The organism is Solirubrobacter deserti, assembly GCF_027587175.1.
Lineage (GTDB): Bacteria > Actinomycetota > Thermoleophilia > Solirubrobacterales > Solirubrobacteraceae > Solirubrobacter > Solirubrobacter deserti.
This window is the reverse complement of record NZ_JAPCID010000017.1, coordinates 118141-133002: the sequence shown is the minus strand read 5'-3', so window position 1 is coordinate 133002 and position 14862 is coordinate 118141. Positions and strand designations below refer to the sequence as shown.

The window sequence follows — 14862 nt, the reverse complement described above, 5'->3', positions numbered from 1 at the left end:
CGCGACAAGGGCACCGCGTGCGACCAACGAGTCCGCCAGCGCGACCCCCACGCGGCCCGCCAGCTGGTCGTAACACGACCGCGCCTCGCGCAGGGCGTGCCCACACACGCCGCGACGCTGCTGCGCCGCGCGCTCGAGGAACCGCCCGATCCGGAGGTCCGGCCCGCGCTGCTGCGCGAGCTCGGGGACGCGGAGCTGGCCGCGTTCGACGAGCGCGCCGCCGAGCATCTGCGGGCCGCGCTGGACGCCACCCGCGAGCCCGCGACGCGCGCCGAGGTCGCGCTGCAGCTCACGGTCGCGGACTTCAACGGCGGCCGCACCACCGAAGCCGTGCGCACCGCGCTGACGGTGATCGACGAGATCCGCGACGACCCGGAGCTGCGCGAATCGTGGCTCAAGCTGGAGGCGCTGCTCGCGATGGTGGCCCGCTACGACCTGGCGACGGAGGGCGAGCTGCGCGGCCGCATCCACGCGGTCGCGGCGCCGTTGAGCGGCGCGACGCTCGGCGAGCGCGCCGTGCTCGCCACGTCGGCCAGCGAACGGCCCGGTCCCACGGCCGCCGACCTGGTCCGGACGACCCAGCAGGCGATCGCGCTGCTCGCCGAGCGGCCGTGGGCGTTCCCTGCCTCCGGCATCGGCGACGCGGCGATGCTGCTGCACGCCGACGCGCCGGAAGCGGCCGGGGCGTTCGCGCGCGAGCTCGTCGCGACCGCACAGGCCGAGGGGTCGCCCATGCGGCATGCGTACGCGATCACCGCGCGCGGGATGGCGGGCCCTCGACGTCGGCGACCTGCGCGGCGCGATCTCGGACTTCGACCAAGCCGGGCAGATCCGCGAGGACGTCGGGCTGGGCACGGAGGACGCGCGGCCCGTGATCGCCGGCATCGTCGGGTTCGCCGTCATCGCGCACGCCGAGGCCGGCGCGTTCGAGCGGGCCGAAGCCCTGCTCGCCGACGCCGGTCTCGACGGCGAGTTGCCGGAGCAGATGGTGTTCAACCCGCTGCTGCACGCGCGCGCCAGCGCACACCTGCTGGCCCGCCGGGTGGACAAAGCGGTCGCCGACTTCCGCGAGCTCGGCCGCCGGCACGCCCGCTGGGGGCTGCGACGGCCGAGTCCGCCCTGGCGCTCGAGCCTCGCCGTCGCGCTCGTGGCGCGCGGGGAGCGTGCCGAGGCGCGGGAGCTCGCCCGCGCGGAGCTCGAGCTCGCGCGCGTGTGGGCCACGGCCCGCTCGATCGCGCGCGCCGAGCGGGCGCTCGCGTTGGCCGCGAACGATCCGGACGAGACGATCGCCGGGCTGACGAGCGCCGAGCAGCGGCTCGCCGACGGCCCGTGGCGGCTGGACCGCGCGCGGGTGCGCTGCGAGCTGGGCGCGGCGCTGCGGCGTGTGGGGGAGCGGCGGGCTGCGCGGGAGCTGCTTGCCCGCGCGCTCGACGAGGCGCACGCGTGCGGCGCGGAGGTGCTCGCGACGCAGGCCACGGAGGAGTTGCGCGCGTCGGGCGCACGGCCGCGACGGCGTGCCCTCAGCGGTCACGACGCGCTCACGCCCAGCGAGCGGCGGGTCGCCGAGCTGGCGGGCCGCGGGCGCACGAACCGCGAGATCGCCCAGGAGCTGTTCGTCACCATGGCGACGGTCGAGACCCACCTCAGCCGCACCTACCGCAAGCTCGGCGTCCCGGGACGCGCCGAGCTCGCCGCCGCGCTGGCCGAGCGCGACGGCGAGCCGGAACCCGCTACTTGAGCGTGACCTTCGCCACGACGTCGATGTCGTTGTGCGCGAGCTCGGACGGCGGCGCCTGCTTGACCTCCTTGGCGGAGATCACCCGGCCCGTCGCGCCCGCGTAACGGCCCGTGCCGAGCGTGATGCGCGGCGGCGTGCCCTCCACGACGAGCATCGAGCGCCCGATCGTGGCGTGGCTGACGCACTTGGGCGGCCCGCCCGCGACGAACTCGCAGCGCAGGTGGTCGCTGCCGAGCCGCGTCTTGCCGTGCTTGGCGTGGTCACCCGGGTGGAGGTCGAACACCGCGTCGAGCACGTCGCCGGGCTGCGGCTCGGCGATCGGCAGCTGGTCGAGCACGCGACCGTCGGCCTTGGTGAGCTGGATCGAGCGCGTCTTCTCGAACAGGCGCAGCGTCTCGGTCTTGCCGGTGGCGGCGCCGCCCGGGGAGGCGACGAGCGCGGCGCCCGCCGCGGCGGCCGCCAGGCCCGTCAGCAGCCGACGCGGGCGGGGGTGGAATCGGCGGCCCATGGCTACTGGAGGATCACGGTCGCGCAGTCGTTGGCGAAGTCCTGGTCGAGGACGACGCGGAACGCCTGGTCGCCCGGGTCACCGTCGCCGGCGCTCAGCCCGCCGCAGTCGATGATGTCCGACACGAAGTCGCGCACGGCACCGAACGGCACCTGGATCGACGGCGCGGGCGACGGGAAGATGCTGTCGTTGTCGTCACCGCCGAGCAGGCGGTCCATCCCGCGATCGCCGGACAGCACGTCGTCGCCGCCCGCCCCGGAGAGGTTGTTGTCGAACTCGTTGCCGATCAGCAGGTCCTTGCCGTTGCCGCTGCTGACGTCCTCGACGTCGACGATCGTGTCGCCCTCGGCCGGCACGCCGAGCGCCGGGTTGGCCGGCGTGCCCTGGGTGGCGTCGGTGCGCTTGAGGTTCACGTGCACCGGCGTGGTCCGGCTCGAGTAGATCACCACGTCATGCCGTTCGCCGACGGCGATCCCGGTTTGACCGCCGTCGATCGTGTCCGCGCCCAGGCCGCCGTCGAGCTGGTCGTCGCTGCCGCCGCCCTGGAGCTGATCGTTGCCGCTGCCGCCGAACAGCTTGTCGGAGTTCAGGGCACCGTCGAGGACGTCGTTGTCCGGGCCGCCGACGAGTTCGTCGAGGCCGAAGCCGCCGACCAGCTTGTCGTTGCCGCTGCTGCCGGTCAGCTCGTTCCGGCCGCCCGCGTCGCGCAACTCGTCGTCGCCAGTGGACCCGGACAGCACGTCGTCGGTCTTGGAGTCGCCGACCAACACGTCGTTGCCGACCGAGCCGTTGGCCTGCATGGGCGCACCCTCGACCGTCGCCGTGGACGTCGCGTTGACCACCGTGTCGTTGCCGGCTCCGGCCGAGGCCACGAAGCCCTTGAACTTCACGCCGACCTTGGGCGCGAAGCACGTGGCCTGCGTCGGATCACCGGCCACGGCGTTGCAGCCGATGCCGGCGGTGACCGGCACGACGTCGTCGATCGTGAAGCGGCTGTTCGTGAGCGTGATGCGCACGTTGTTGTCCGCGTCGGTGCCGACGTAGCGCATGCCGACGGCGTCGCTCGCCGTGACGGTCGCGCTGGGTACCTGCGCCTGCGCCGGCGCGGCCGTCAAAGTGGCCGCCGCCAGCACGCCGAGCAGCAGGTGCTGTCGATGCTTGAACATCAGAAGGTTCTCCTTGGGTGAGTGCTGCATGTCGCCCTTGAAGACGACCTCACCCGTCCCGCCATACCGGGACGATGTCCCGCGCGCAGGGCCGCGCGTCAGCGGTGATCGGCGCTCAGGAGATCGAACGAGATCATGAGGCGGACGAGCCGGCCCTCGGCGTCCGTGCCCAGGTACGTGGCGTAGAGGCCGTCGCCCCAGCCCGACTGGCTGATCGCCAGCCGCAGGCCCGGTTCGGCCTCGTAGAGGAGGACGTCCAACGCCTGCTCGCCGCCGTACATATCGTCCACCACCGGCTCCGGTCCGGAAAGCGGTCCGGGCTGGTCGTAGTAGGCCGCCTGCCGTGCGTGCAGCGCCTCGATCGCGGTCGGGTCGGCGAAGCACGCCACGCCCGCGTCGACGCCGAACCCGTAGATCGAGCCCGGTTCGATCGTCACCCCCTCCGGAACGTGCATCCGCCATGCCGAGACGGGGCTCGGGTCCAGTTCGAGGGCGAGCGCCGCGACGCGTACGTGGTCGGGCGCGAGCCGGACCGCGAGCGCGCTCGCGCGGCCGGCCGCGTTCGGCGGGACCGTCACGAAGAGGCTCCCGTCCCCGACCAGCGGGTCGCAGAACGCCACCCGGCCCGTCGGGAAGGCCAGTTCCCCGACCTTGAGCTGCTCGAGCGTGAGCGACCGCCCGTCATCGACGATCGCCGTCCCGTCGGGACGGCCGAACAGGGCGTGCAGCTGCTCCGGCGTCGCCGCGGCCGACGGCTCGTCCTGCTCCTCGGGCGGCGGTGGGCGGCGTCTGCGGAGCTTGTCGAGCAGTCCCACGGTCGCCCGAAGGCTACTCGCGCGCCGCGCACCCACGGCGAGCCGGACGTTGATCAGCTGCTCGTCGGGCGCGAGCCGGACCGAAGGTCCTTGAGCTTCAGGTGCACCCCGAACAGGAACGCCGGCAAGCAGAAGCCGGCAAGGAACCCGAGCAGCGCGGCCCGCAGCCAGCCCGGCGCCACGAAGCCGAACATCCCGCCGTAGAACCCGACCGTCGCGGCGACGAGCGAGCCGACCGCGACCACGGGGGCGAAGACTCCGCCGACCGGATCGGCGCGCTGCCACGTGCGCCAGGTGAACGCCGCACCCGGGCGTCTGCGGCGCAGATCCCTCGTCGCGCGGCGGAACATCCTGGCGCACGCCGCGAGGCCCAACGCGAAGGACAGCAGCGCCGCAGCGACAACCATGGGCAGGCGAGTCTCCTCACCTGCCCCGGTCCAAACCGCGGCTTAGAGCGCTTCGGAGTCGATCTCCATGAAGTCGGCGACCTCGTTGACCCAGCGCTCGTTGACGAAGGACTCGTGGTCCGGGTGGGCGCTGTAGGCGTCGTAGGTCGCGCGGTCGGCGAACTCCATGGTCAGCGCGAACCGGTACGGGTTCTTGGGGCTGACCTCGCGCATGAGCTCGAAGGCCTCCACGCCGGGGATCGAGGCGAGCTCGGCGTTGGCCTTCAGGAAGTCGGCTTCCTCGGGGGAGCCTTCGGCGTGCTTGAGGGTGAACACCACGCCGTGTCGGATGCGGCCTTCAGTCAGGATGGGCATGGGCGGCAGTCAATCAGTCGGCGTCGGCCGATAGACGGGACCCCGCGCGATCACGCTGTCGAGCAGGCCGTCCTGGTTGTAGTCGGGTGGGGCGGTCTCGTCGATCGGGCGCCGCTCAAGGCCGGGGTATCCGATCGCCTCGCGGATCGCTGGGTTCACGAAGTAGGCGCCCGGGACGACCGCCGTCAGCACGCCCCAGCCCGCCGGGTCCTGGCGCAGGACCGCGATCGCCTCCTCCGGCGAGAGCCCGTCCACGGACGCCAGCGTGGTCTCCAGCGCGTCCCTCAGGTCGGGCAGCGAGGTGAGCACCTCATCCAGGTACTGGCCGGACACGCCCGCCTCGCTGGCGCTCGGCATGCCGCCGCCCGCGGGGATCAGCACGTCCGCGATGCCGTCGAGGGCCGCGCGCTGGGAATCCGTCAGAGCCATGCTCAGGCCGCCACTTTCTGCTCTCGCCGGGACGCGATCAACTGCTCGGTGAAGCGCAGCGCGAGCGCCGCGATCGTCGCCGTCGGGTTCATGCCGGCGGACGTCGGCCACACGGACCCGTCGAACACGTACAGGTTCGGGACGTCGTGGCAGCGGCCCGTGGCGTCCACGACGGTCGTCGCCGGATCGTCGCCCATCACGGTCGTTCCGAGCAGGTGCCAGCCCGTCGCGCGGATGAACGGCGCCACGACGGTCTCGTACGCGCCCGCCGCGATCAGGGACTCCTGCGCTCGGGCCTGGTGGAACTCCACCAGCCGCTTGGAGTTCTCGCTCAGCCGGTACTCGATCTTCGCGCCCGGCACGCCGAACTCGTCCGTGTTGACCGGGTCCAGCACGACGCGGTTGGACTCCTCCGGCAGGTCCTCGGCGATGATGCCCCACATGGTCGAGTGCCCGAGCCGGCCGCGCACCGCGTCCTGGAAGCCGGGCCCCCAGATCTCGTTCTCGGCGCCCCACGGGTACGCGCTCGTCATCGAGAACGGCCCGCCCGTCGGCTGCAGCCCCCACTTGGCGCCGCGCACGAACCCGCGCGACTCGTCCGTCTCGTAGAACTCGAGCGAGTGGATGAACTGGCCCCACGGGCCCTGCCACGCGCGGAAGTCCTCGTCGAAGACGCCGACGACCGTCCCGAAGGGGTGCATCATCAGCCGCTTGCCGACCATCCCGGACGAGTTGGCGAGCCCGTCCCCGCCGCCCGAGTTGAGCAGCAGCCGCGGCGTCCCGACGCCGTTGGCGGCGAGGATCACCACGTCGGCCCGCGCCTCGTGCTCGTTGCCTTCGGCGTCCACGTAGAGCGCGCCGCCGACCAGCCCGTCCGGCCGCACGATCAGCTCGCGCACCGTCGCCCGCGTGCGCAGCTCCACGCCCAGCTCCAGGCACCGCGGCCAGTGCGTGAGGTCCGCCGTGCCCTTGGCGCCGTAGGCGCACGCCTGCAGGCACGTGCCGACCTGCTGGCACGGGTTCAGCCCGCCGTACTTGCGCGTCGCGATCGCCAGCGGCGCCGGCCACCAGTGCCAGCCGAGCTCGTTGTGCGCCTTCGCCACCCGACGTCCCGCGGGCCCGAGCGGCACAGGCGGGAGCGGCGGCCCCTCGCCCGGCGGGAACGCGGTGTCGTTCGCCAACCCGCTGATCCCGAAGTCGCGCTCCACCCGCACGTAGTAGGGCTCGAGGTCCTCGTAGGTCATCGGCCAGTCGTCGGCGACGCCGTCCAGCGTCTTCACCCGGAAGTCCGACGGCATGTTGCGCTGCCACTGCGCCGCGTAGACGACCGTCCCGCCGCCGACGCCGTTCCACATCAGTGCCGTGATGTCGGACTCGGTGTCGTTGATCGGGTAGTCACCGGGCGCCTGACGCAGGTTCGGATCCCAGCCCCAGTCGCGCCCCGCGGTGAGCGGGAAGTCCTCGCGGTGGACCGTCGCCTTGGAGTAGTCGGGCCAGTCGCCCTGCTCCAGCACCAACACCCGGAACCCGTCCTCGGCGAGCCGCTTGGCGGCGATCGCGCCGGTCGGTCCGGCGCCGATGATCAGGACGTCATGCTCCATTCCCGCACTCTCCTCCGTAACGTGTCCTACCGTGGCGTCGCTCAGCGACATCAGCCGTCACGCGGGCGTGTCCATCGCCACGTGCTCGCGCGTCCTCAACGGCTCCGCGCATCCGGTCTCCGAAGCTACACGGCGGCGCGTGCTGAAAGCCGCCGAGGAGCTCGGGTACGCGCCTTCCGCGCTCGCCCGCGCGCTGGTCACCCGCAGCTCGCGCATCATCGGCGTGATCGTCGGCGACATCGTCGATCCCTACTTCGCCGAGATCGCGCGCGGCGTTGAGGCCGTCGGCGCGGAGCTCGGCTACCTGACGATGGTCTGCAGCGCCGAGCTCGGCAGCGAGGCGGAGCTCGGCCACCTGCGACAGCTGCGCGACTACCACGCGGCGGGGATCGTCTTCGCGGGCAGCGGGCGCGTGGACGACCCGAGCGCCGAGGCGCTCGCGACGGCCGTCGAGGACGCGCGCAACCGCGGCTCGGTGGTGCTCGCGCTCGCCCAACGTGACTTCGAGGCGCCCACGATCCTGTTCGACAACGAAGCCGCCGCGCACGACATCACGGCGCACCTGCGCGACCGCGGGCACGATCGCATCACGTTCGTCGAGGGCCCCGCGGGCCTGCACACGAGCGCCCAGCGCCGCAACGGCTTCCTGCGCGCCGGCGGCACCGACACGATTCCGGGCGGCTTCGCCTACGAGGACGGCTGCGCGGCGGCCAATCAGCTGCTCGCGAGCGGGACGCTCCCCGACGCGATCGTCGCCGCCAACGACGAGGTCGCGATCGGCGTGCTCACGCGCCTGCGCGACGCCGGGGTCAAGGTGCCCGAGGACGTGTCCGTCGCCGGCATCGACGATCTGCGCCCCGCGCACTTCGTCGGCCTGACGACGGTCTCCGTCCCGCTGCACGAGATGGGCCGCCGTGCGGCGCAGGCAGTGCTCGAGAACGGCGCGCAGGACGTCGTGCTCCCGCACGCGCTCGCGATCCGCAACACCACCCGCTAGGGGCACGTGGGAGCATCCCGGCACACCTGCTGCGGCACATCCGCGGCACCTCGCGCCACCCACGACGCTCACGTGCCAGAGGCACGCATCACTGTCGCGTGCGGCCCGAGGCACTGGCGGCTGCACCACATCAGGCGCACCGATCATGCTCCCACGCACCCCTAGAAGACGCATCGCTCGAAGCGCTCGACGGTCGTGCGCATCAGCTCCTCGCGCGGCAGGTCCCAGATCGCGGGGTTGAGGATCTCGACCTCGATCGGGCCGTCGTAGCCGGCCGCGTCGATCATGCGCGTGAAGGCCGGCAGGTCGATGATGCCGTCGCCCATCATCGCGCGCTCCCACACCGTGTCGCGCGTGGCGGCGAGCCAGTCGTTGACGTGGTAGCCGACGATGCGGCCGGAGGCGCGCGCGATCTGGTCGCCGAGGGCCGGGTCCCAGAAGGTGTGGTAGACGTCGATCACGACGCCGACGCCCGGATCGTCCAGGCGCTCGCAGATGTCCAGCGCGTTGCCGAGCGTGTTGATCGCCGACCGCTCGCCGATCATCATCGGGTGCAGCGGCTCGATCCCCAGCCGCACGCCGTGCTCGTTGGCGTACGGGAGCAACCGCTCGATGCCCGCCTCGATCACGTCGCGAGCCGCCGCCAGGTCCTTGCCCGACGGCGGCCCGCAGACGAGGACCAGGGCATCCGTTCCCAGCGCGGCGGCCTCCTCGACCGCGCGCCGGTTGTCCTCCTCGGCCCCTCCGGCCGCGAAGAATCCGCCCCGGCACAAGCTCGACACGCGCAGCCCGGCGTCGTCGATCCGGCGCCGCGCCTCCTCCACGCCGATCTCCGCCAGCTTGTGGCGCCACGGCCCGATCCACTCGATCCCGAACTCGGCGCACGCGTCGATCACCTCGACCAGCGACCACCGGTCGGCGGTCATCGAGTTCAGCGACAGGCGGCTCAACAGACCCCCGCGAGATCGAGCACGAGCCGCATGCGGGCGGTCGCCAGGTCCGGCTCGCGCAGCAGCCCGGCCTGGTCGGCGAGCACGAACAGCTCGGCGAGATGCCGGACCGAGCGCCCGCTCTCCAGCCCGCCGACCATCCGGAAGTGCTCCTGGTGGCCGTTGAGGTAGGCGAGGAAGACGACGCCCGTCTTGTAGTACTGCGTGGGCGCGGCGAAGATGTGGCGCGAGAGCGGGACCGTGGGCGCGAGCAGCTCGTCGTAGCGCTCCAGGTCCCCCTCGTCGAGCGCCTGCATCGCCGCGGCCGCCGCGGGCGCGATCGCGTCGAAGATGCCCAGCAGCGCGTGGCTCCCGGACCGGATCAGGTCCGGATAGTTGAAGTCGTCGCCCGTATACATGCGCACGCCCTCGGGCAGGCGCTCGCGCAGCGCGATCTCCTTGTCGGCGTCCAGCAGCGAGATCTTGATGCCGTCGACCTTGTCCACGTTGGCGGCGATGATGTCGAGCACGACGTCCGCGGCTTCGGACAGGTCAGGCGTGCCCCAGTATCCGCGCAGCAGCGGGTCGAACATGTCGCCCAGCCAGTGCAGGATCACCGGCGAGGAGGCCTGCTGCAGCAGCTGGCCGTACACCTCGCGGTAGTCGTCGGGTCCGGACGCCGCGGCGCACAGCGCGCGCGACGCCATCAGGATCACCGGCGCGCCCTCGCCCTCGATGAACGCGAGTTGCTCCTCGTAGGCCGCGCGGACCTCATCCAGCGTCCCGCCCACGAGCTGGTCGGTGCCGGCGCCGCACGCCAATTGCCCGCCTTCGGCCTTGGCCTCCGCGACCGAGCGCCGGATCAGCTCCTGGGTCGCCGCCCAGTCGAGCCCCATGCCGCGCTGGGCGGTGTCCATCGCCTCGGCGATGCGCAGGCCGTGCGCCCACAGGTGGCGCCGGAAGGCCAGCGTCGCCTCCCAGTCCAGCTGCGCAGGGCCCGTCGGGTCGCCGCCCGCGAGCGGGTCGGCGACCACGTGGGCCGCCGCGTAACACACGCGCGAGCGCGGCTCGGCGCCCAGCACCGGCAGCGGCTCCCGCAGCTCGACCGTGTACGGCTCCACCGTGCCGTCGGCGCGCGGCAGGGTCAGCGTCGTCACAGGGTCAGCTCCGGCACGTCGATCCAGCGACGCTCGCGCCAGGACTGCTCGGCGAGCTCGTAGAGCTGCACGCCGCGCGCGCCCTCGACGAAGTCCCACGGGAACGGCTCGTCGAGCACGACGTGGCGCAGGAACGCCTCCCACTGCAGCTTGAAACCGTTCTCGGGCGGCTCGGTGGCCGGCACCTCGATCCACGCGTCGCGATGCGCGACGGGATCGGGCAGGTCCGGGTTCCAGACCGACTTCGGCGTCGCCGCCGCGGGCTGGATCTTGCAGTCGCGCAGGCCCGCGACCGCGGACCCTTCCGTGCCGTCCACCTGCAGCTCGAACAGCTCGTCGCGGTTCACGCGCACGGCCCAGGACGAGTTCAGCTGCACGACGACCCCGCCGTCGAACTCGAAGATCGCGTAGGCGGCGTCCTCGGCCGTCGCCTCGTACGGCTTGCCGTCCTCGCCGATCCGCTCCGGGATGTGGATCGAGCCCGTCGCGAGCACGGAGCGCACCGGCCCGAACACGTTGTCGAGCACGTAGCGCCAGTGGGCGAACATGTCGCTGATGATGCCGCCGCCGTCCTCGCGTCGGTAGTTCCACGACGGGCGCTGCGGCTCCGGCTCCGGCCCGGGATAGACCCAGTAGCCGAACTCGCCGCGCGCGGCGATGATGCGCCCGAAGTAGCCCGAGCGCACGAGCCGCTGCAGCTTGAGCAGGCCGGGCAGGAACAGCTTGTCCTGCACGACGCCGGCCTTCACGCCGGCGTCACGCGCCGCGCGGCCGAGCGCGAGCGCGGTCTCGACGTCCGGCGTGACCGGCTTCTCGCAGTAGACGTGCTTGCCCGCGGCGATCGCCTTCCCCACGGCCGCCGGACGCGCGGACGTCAGCTGCGCGTCGAAGTAAATTTCGTAGAACGGATCGGCGAGCGCCGCGTCCAGGTCCGTCGACCAGCGCTCGAGCCCGTGCTGCGCCGCCAGCGCGGCGAGCTTGGCCTCGCTGCGCCCGAGCAGCAGCGGTTCAGGCCAGATGACCTCACCGTCCCCGATGGGCAGGCCGCCCTGCTCGCGGATGGCCAGGATGGAGCGGATGAGGTGCTGGTTCATCCCCATCCGGCCGGTGACCCCGTTCATGATGATGCCGACGACGCGCTGACCCACTTTTCTCCTCACGGAAAGCGTTTGCCACGACGCACTGTAGCCACTTGTGCGTCATAACGCAAAGCGCCGACCACGCGCGCGTGCGCCTCTCCACACGAGCGCTAGTTTCGGTCGTCGTCGAAGTGCCGGCAGACTGGACTTCGATGACCTCCTGACCGCCTGCTTGAGCGCGTCGCTTCGCTCGCCGCCGGCGTGAGCGACCCGCGGTCGCGCTCGCGCCAGACGATACGTTCAACGCATGACAGCGCTGTTCGCGTCCGTCGGCGAGACCCTCCAAGGCATCGCCGCTCTCGCCATCGTGTTCGTCCCGCTGTGCCTGTGGTGGTGGTACGACGCCAAGCGCGGCGGAGATCGGAGCGGCGGCGGGTGGTTCTCCGCCGACGGCGACGGCGGCGGCGGCGACTGACGTCTTGCGGCCGTGAAGGCTCGACGAAGTCGCGCCGCGTCTCTGCGTGGCGGGTGTCAGGAGCCCGGCCTCGATGATGGGCGCCGGCCGGCGCGAGTAGAGCCGCGCCGAGGAGGCGCCCGAGCGCGTGAGCCAGTAGACCGTGAGGGTGTCGAGGATGCGGTCCTCGGGACGGGCGTGCGGGGATCGGACCAGTCGAGCCTCTCGCCGATCCAGGCCGCCAGGCCCGCGGGCGAGTCCGTCAGCGCGGACCACCACCGGCTCGGGTCCTTCAGCGTGCCACGGCCCGCGGGTTCCCCGCGATCGAGCTCCACGCGCTACCCGTATCGCTGCTGCAGCCGCCGATCGATGCCGCGGGCGCGCGCGAGGCGGGCCAGGAGCCGCAAGCCGCGTTCGAGCAGGGCGTACGCGCCGGGCAGCCGGCCGTCCCCCATTCGAGCAGCAGGGCGGCGTGCAGCGGGTTGCGGGGCATGCCGTTCTTGAGGACGCGGCCGTCCGCGGCCAAGCCGTAGGCGACGCGCAGCGAGGTCTCGAACCCAGGTTGACCGGGTCGCAGTTCGACGTGCGCCACGGCCGGTTCCGCGCTCTCGTTGGACCACGCGTGCAGCGCGCCGATCGGCACCGTGGCCTCCTCGCCGGGCCCGAGGGTCAGCTGTTCCCCGTCGATCACGAGGTTCAGCCGGCCGCGGAGGATCATGAAGCGCTCGGTGTAGCTGAGGTGGTAGTGCGGCGTGACGCTGCCGCCGGGCGCCACCTCGAGCTCGGCCAGTGAGCGCTCACCGCCTGACTCGGCGCTCGTCTCCAGGAAGGTGACGGCGTCGCCTTGCACGGGGTTCACGATTCGCCGGCGGGCGGCGGTCTGTGTCTTGCTCATGTCAAGCGGGACGTCCGGGCGGGGCGCCGCATTCCGGCGTAGTCCGCGGGTCGACGACGGCCGCGCAATCTCGTCCGCGGTGCCCAGGAGCTCGACGGCCAAGAAGCGCTGCGCTACTCGATGGCGGTGTGGCTGATCGCCTCCGAGATGTGGACGCACAACCGCCCTCCCGAGGCGCTGCTCGCGGCGAGAGCCGCCGAAGAGCTTCTGGCTCGCATGGTCTTCGACTTCGAACCCATGCTCGCCGACTGGCGGCGACGCTGGCGATCGGCATGCAGGCGCGCCGGCAACCGTGAACGGCGTCTCGGTTACTCGGCGGCGTGGGTGCGGGTGAAAGCCAGCACGCAGACGTCGTCCTTGTCGGGCCCCTGCGCGATGAGGTTGCGGCGTAGCGCGTCGGGATGGGGGTCGTCGGCGGCGGCAGCGAGCAATCGGGCGAGGCCCGTGTCGATGCTCTCGGTGCGGCGTTCGATGAGCCCGTCGGTGTAGAGCACCAGGGTGTCGCCCGGGTTCAGCGCGAGCTCGGCCTCGGCGCGAGGCAACGCGGGGGTCTGGATGCCCACGGGCGTGGAGCGGCCGCCGAACCACAGGCGAGCTTCGCCGGCCGCGGTGACGAGCACGGGCGGGAGATGGCCGGCCGATGCGATGGTGGCGGTGCCGAGGTCCGGCTCGACCTCCGCGTAGACGAGCGTGGCGAACTTCGCTGCGTCGACACCGGCGACGAACGCGTCGAGCGCGCGGATCAGCTCGACCGGTCCGAGGCCGGCGATGGCCAGCGCGCGCACCGCGCTGCGCAGCTGGCCCATCGCGGTGGCGGCGATGAGGCCGCGCCCGACGACGTCGCCGACGACCAGCCCGAGTCGACCGTCGGGCAGGACGAACGCGTCGTGCCAGTCGCCGCCCACTTCGAGATCCTCGACTGCCGGCTGGTAGAGCGTGACGATGTCGAAGCGCGGGTCGCGCGGCGCTTCGCTCGCCAGCAGGCTCTGCTGCAGCGCGTGCGAGGTGGCCTGCGACTGCGCGTGCAGTCGCTCGACGGCTTCGCGCGCCTGCCGCTCGCGGTCGCGCGCGGCCAGCAGCTCGCGCTCGTAGGCTTTGCGCTCGCGGGCATCGAAAAGCGTCGTGCGCACCAGTTCCGGTTCGCCGGCCTCGTCCGTCACGAGCGCCGAGTTCACGAGCACGGGAAGCCGGCGGCGGTCAGCGGTGAGGATGTCGACGGCGATCTCTCTGACGCTGCCCTGCATCCGCAGCAGCGGCGCGTAGTGGGTCTCGTGGTAGATGCGGCCGCCGGGGCTCAGGAGGTCCTGGAAGCGTTTGACCGCGACGAGGTCTTGGCGGCGGTAGCCGGTCCAGCGCAGGAAGGTCTCGTTGACGCGTACGATCGTGCCGTCCGGCGTGGAGGACAGGTAGCCACACGGCGCCTGTTCGTAGAGCTCTTCGGCGCTCAGGTCCGTGACGCGTCCCGATGGGTCAGAGGAACGCGCGGATCGCATCGATCGTCTCTTGCGGAGCGCTCAGGTTCGGACAATGTCCCGTCGCCGTCATCCGCACCAGCACGGAACCCGGGATCTGGCGATGCACGTACTCGCCGACCGCCGCCGGCGCGATGACATCGTCGCTGCACTGCAACACCAGCGTCGGCACGTCGACCGAGGCGAGGTCCGCGCGGTTGTCTGAGAGGAACGTCACGCGCGCGAAGCGCGCGGCGATCTCGGGATCGGTCCGGCAGAAGCTCGCGGTGAGCTCCTCGCCCAGCTCCGGCCGGTCGCTGTTGCCCATGATCGCCGGCGCCATGGCGCTCGACCACCCGAGGAAGTTGCTGTTCATCGACTCCAGCAGCTCGTCGATGTCCTCCGGGGCGAACCCGCCGACGTACCCGTGATCGTCGATGTAGCGCGGCGAGGGGCCGACCAGCACCAACGCGCCGATCGTCTCCGGCGCACGCGCGGCGACGAGCACGCCGATCATCGCGCTCACCGAATGGCCGACGAAGACCGCATCCTCGAGCTCGAGCTCGCGACAGATCTCGACGACGTCGTCGGCGTAGCCCGCGAGCGTCCCGTGGCGCCGTTCGTCGTACGCCGCGAGATCGGAAGCGCCGGCGCCGACGTGGTCGAAGAGGACCACGCGATGGTCGGCTTCGAACTCCGGCGCCACGAACCGCCACATGTTCTGATCGCAGCCGAAGCCGTGAGCGAAGAGCATCGGCCGCCCGTCCGGCTGCCCGCCGACGCGCACGTTGTTGCGGGCGAGAACGCTCACGACGCAAGTCTAGGCACGTCGCGAGATTGTTGGCTCGCGTTGGGGGTGATGACCTGGTCATCACCCCCACG

General features: G+C 72.1%; 16 protein-coding genes and 1 pseudogene. 3 read left to right on the top strand and 14 right to left on the bottom strand.

Going from position 1 to position 14862, the window contains the following annotated elements; translation table 11 throughout:
* Window positions 1–741 (bottom strand): annotated as a pseudogene (locus OJ962_RS14205) (hypothetical protein); the annotation flags it as partial.
* Between OJ962_RS14205 and OJ962_RS14200 the strand changes: the two are divergent.
* A complete protein-coding gene (locus OJ962_RS14200) occupies window positions 740–1738 on the top strand; it encodes a helix-turn-helix transcriptional regulator (protein WP_238931822.1) in 999 nt (332 codons plus the stop codon). The pseudogene OJ962_RS14205 and the gene OJ962_RS14200 overlap by 2 nt on opposite strands.
* Here the strand turns inward: OJ962_RS14200 and OJ962_RS14195 are convergent.
* The 7 genes from OJ962_RS14195 to OJ962_RS14165 form a co-directional block, all read right to left on the bottom strand.
* Window positions 1731–2246: a hypothetical protein gene (locus OJ962_RS14195; RefSeq protein WP_202955337.1), complete on the bottom strand. Its 516-nt coding sequence runs from the start codon at window positions 2244–2246 to the stop codon at window positions 1731–1733. The two genes, OJ962_RS14200 and OJ962_RS14195, sit on opposite strands and share 8 nt — an antisense overlap.
* A gap of 2 nt (window positions 2247–2248) precedes the next feature.
* Complete coding sequence (locus OJ962_RS14190) at window positions 2249–3412, bottom strand: calcium-binding protein (protein ID WP_202955336.1); 1164 nt, start codon at window positions 3410–3412, stop codon at window positions 2249–2251.
* Window positions 3413–3510: 98 nt separating this feature from the next.
* Window positions 3511–4227, bottom strand: coding sequence for a DUF4241 domain-containing protein (locus tag OJ962_RS14185; RefSeq protein WP_202955335.1), 717 nt, complete (start codon window positions 4225–4227; stop codon window positions 3511–3513).
* Window positions 4228–4280: 53 nt separating this feature from the next.
* Entirely contained in the window at window positions 4281–4634 is a 354-nt protein-coding gene (locus OJ962_RS14180; protein WP_202955334.1) for a hypothetical protein, read from the bottom strand.
* Window positions 4635–4676: 42 nt separating this feature from the next.
* Entirely contained in the window at window positions 4677–4988 is a 312-nt protein-coding gene (locus OJ962_RS14175; protein ID WP_202955333.1) for a Dabb family protein, read from the bottom strand.
* A gap of 9 nt (window positions 4989–4997) precedes the next feature.
* A complete protein-coding gene (locus tag OJ962_RS14170) occupies window positions 4998–5417 on the bottom strand; it encodes a gluconate 2-dehydrogenase subunit 3 family protein (protein ID WP_202955332.1) in 420 nt (139 codons plus the stop codon).
* Window positions 5418–5419: 2 nt separating this feature from the next.
* Entirely contained in the window at window positions 5420–7018 is a 1599-nt protein-coding gene (locus tag OJ962_RS14165; protein ID WP_202955331.1) for a GMC family oxidoreductase, read from the bottom strand.
* A 31-nt stretch (window positions 7019–7049) separates the two neighbouring features.
* On the opposite strand from OJ962_RS14165, the gene OJ962_RS14160 reads away from it, so the two are divergent.
* Window positions 7050–8015: a LacI family DNA-binding transcriptional regulator gene (locus OJ962_RS14160; protein WP_202955330.1), complete on the top strand. Its 966-nt coding sequence runs from the start codon at window positions 7050–7052 to the stop codon at window positions 8013–8015.
* Window positions 8016–8176: 161 nt separating this feature from the next.
* Here the strand turns inward: OJ962_RS14160 and OJ962_RS14155 are convergent, their stop codons facing one another.
* Genes OJ962_RS14155 through OJ962_RS14145 form a run of 3 tightly spaced genes read right to left on the bottom strand, consistent with a single transcriptional unit; the run spans window position 8177 to window position 11222 of the window.
* The gene (locus OJ962_RS14155; protein ID WP_202955329.1) at window positions 8177–8965 is read right to left on the bottom strand and encodes a sugar phosphate isomerase/epimerase family protein; all 789 of its coding nucleotides are present in this window, start codon (window positions 8963–8965) and stop codon (window positions 8177–8179) included.
* Entirely contained in the window at window positions 8962–10101 is a 1140-nt protein-coding gene (locus OJ962_RS14150) for a dihydrodipicolinate synthase family protein (protein ID WP_202955328.1), read from the bottom strand. Before OJ962_RS14150 ends, OJ962_RS14155 begins: the two co-directional genes overlap by 4 nt.
* On the bottom strand, window positions 10098–11222 hold the full coding sequence (locus OJ962_RS14145) for a Gfo/Idh/MocA family protein (RefSeq protein WP_407697513.1): 1125 nt from the start codon (window positions 11220–11222) through the stop codon (window positions 10098–10100). The genes OJ962_RS14150 and OJ962_RS14145 overlap by 4 nt, the downstream gene beginning before the upstream one ends.
* Before the next feature lie 265 nt (window positions 11223–11487).
* Here OJ962_RS14145 and OJ962_RS14140 point away from each other — a divergent pair, with 265 nt between their 5' ends.
* Entirely contained in the window at window positions 11488–11655 is a 168-nt protein-coding gene (locus OJ962_RS14140; RefSeq protein WP_202955326.1) for a hypothetical protein, read from the top strand.
* 271 nt (window positions 11656–11926) lie between these two features.
* Here OJ962_RS14140 and OJ962_RS14135 read toward each other — a convergent pair whose 3' ends face one another.
* The 3 genes from OJ962_RS14135 to OJ962_RS14125 form a co-directional block, all read right to left on the bottom strand.
* Window positions 11927–12529 (bottom strand): cupin domain-containing protein, encoded by a 603-nt coding sequence (locus OJ962_RS14135; RefSeq protein WP_270006412.1) that lies wholly within the window; start codon window positions 12527–12529, stop codon window positions 11927–11929.
* Between the two features lie 308 nt (window positions 12530–12837).
* The gene (locus tag OJ962_RS14130; RefSeq protein WP_202955324.1) at window positions 12838–14022 is read right to left on the bottom strand and encodes a PP2C family protein-serine/threonine phosphatase; all 1185 of its coding nucleotides are present in this window, start codon (window positions 14020–14022) and stop codon (window positions 12838–12840) included.
* Window positions 14000–14791 (bottom strand): alpha/beta fold hydrolase, encoded by a 792-nt coding sequence (locus tag OJ962_RS14125; RefSeq protein WP_270006411.1) that lies wholly within the window; start codon window positions 14789–14791, stop codon window positions 14000–14002. The genes OJ962_RS14130 and OJ962_RS14125 overlap by 23 nt, the downstream gene beginning before the upstream one ends.
* Between the last annotated feature and the right edge of the window lie 71 nt (window positions 14792–14862).

What these genes read in the sequence shown, in the direction of transcription:
- OJ962_RS14200 (WP_238931822.1), top strand. Translation starts at nt 740, where the DNA reads ATGCGTACGCGATCACCGCGCGCGGGATGGCGGGCCCTCGACGTCGGC.
- OJ962_RS14195 (WP_202955337.1), bottom strand. Translation starts at nt 2,246, where the DNA reads ATGGGCCGCCGATTCCACCCCCGCCCGCGTCGGCTGCTGACGGGCCTG.
- OJ962_RS14190 (WP_202955336.1), bottom strand. Translation starts at nt 3,412, where the DNA reads ATGTTCAAGCATCGACAGCACCTGCTGCTCGGCGTGCTGGCGGCGGCC.
- OJ962_RS14180 (WP_202955334.1), bottom strand. Translation starts at nt 4,634, where the DNA reads ATGGTTGTCGCTGCGGCGCTGCTGTCCTTCGCGTTGGGCCTCGCGGCG.
- OJ962_RS14175 (WP_202955333.1), bottom strand. Translation starts at nt 4,988, where the DNA reads ATGCCCATCCTGACTGAAGGCCGCATCCGACACGGCGTGGTGTTCACC.
- OJ962_RS14170 (WP_202955332.1), bottom strand. Translation starts at nt 5,417, where the DNA reads ATGGCTCTGACGGATTCCCAGCGCGCGGCCCTCGACGGCATCGCGGAC.
- OJ962_RS14165 (WP_202955331.1), bottom strand. Translation starts at nt 7,018, where the DNA reads ATGGAGCATGACGTCCTGATCATCGGCGCCGGACCGACCGGCGCGATC.
- OJ962_RS14145 (WP_407697513.1), bottom strand. Translation starts at nt 11,222, where the DNA reads ATGAACGGGGTCACCGGCCGGATGGGGATGAACCAGCACCTCATCCGC.
- OJ962_RS14140 (WP_202955326.1), top strand. Translation starts at nt 11,488, where the DNA reads ATGACAGCGCTGTTCGCGTCCGTCGGCGAGACCCTCCAAGGCATCGCC.
- OJ962_RS14135 (WP_270006412.1), bottom strand. Translation starts at nt 12,529, where the DNA reads ATGAGCAAGACACAGACCGCCGCCCGCCGGCGAATCGTGAACCCCGTG.
- OJ962_RS14130 (WP_202955324.1), bottom strand. Translation starts at nt 14,022, where the DNA reads ATGCGATCCGCGCGTTCCTCTGACCCATCGGGACGCGTCACGGACCTG.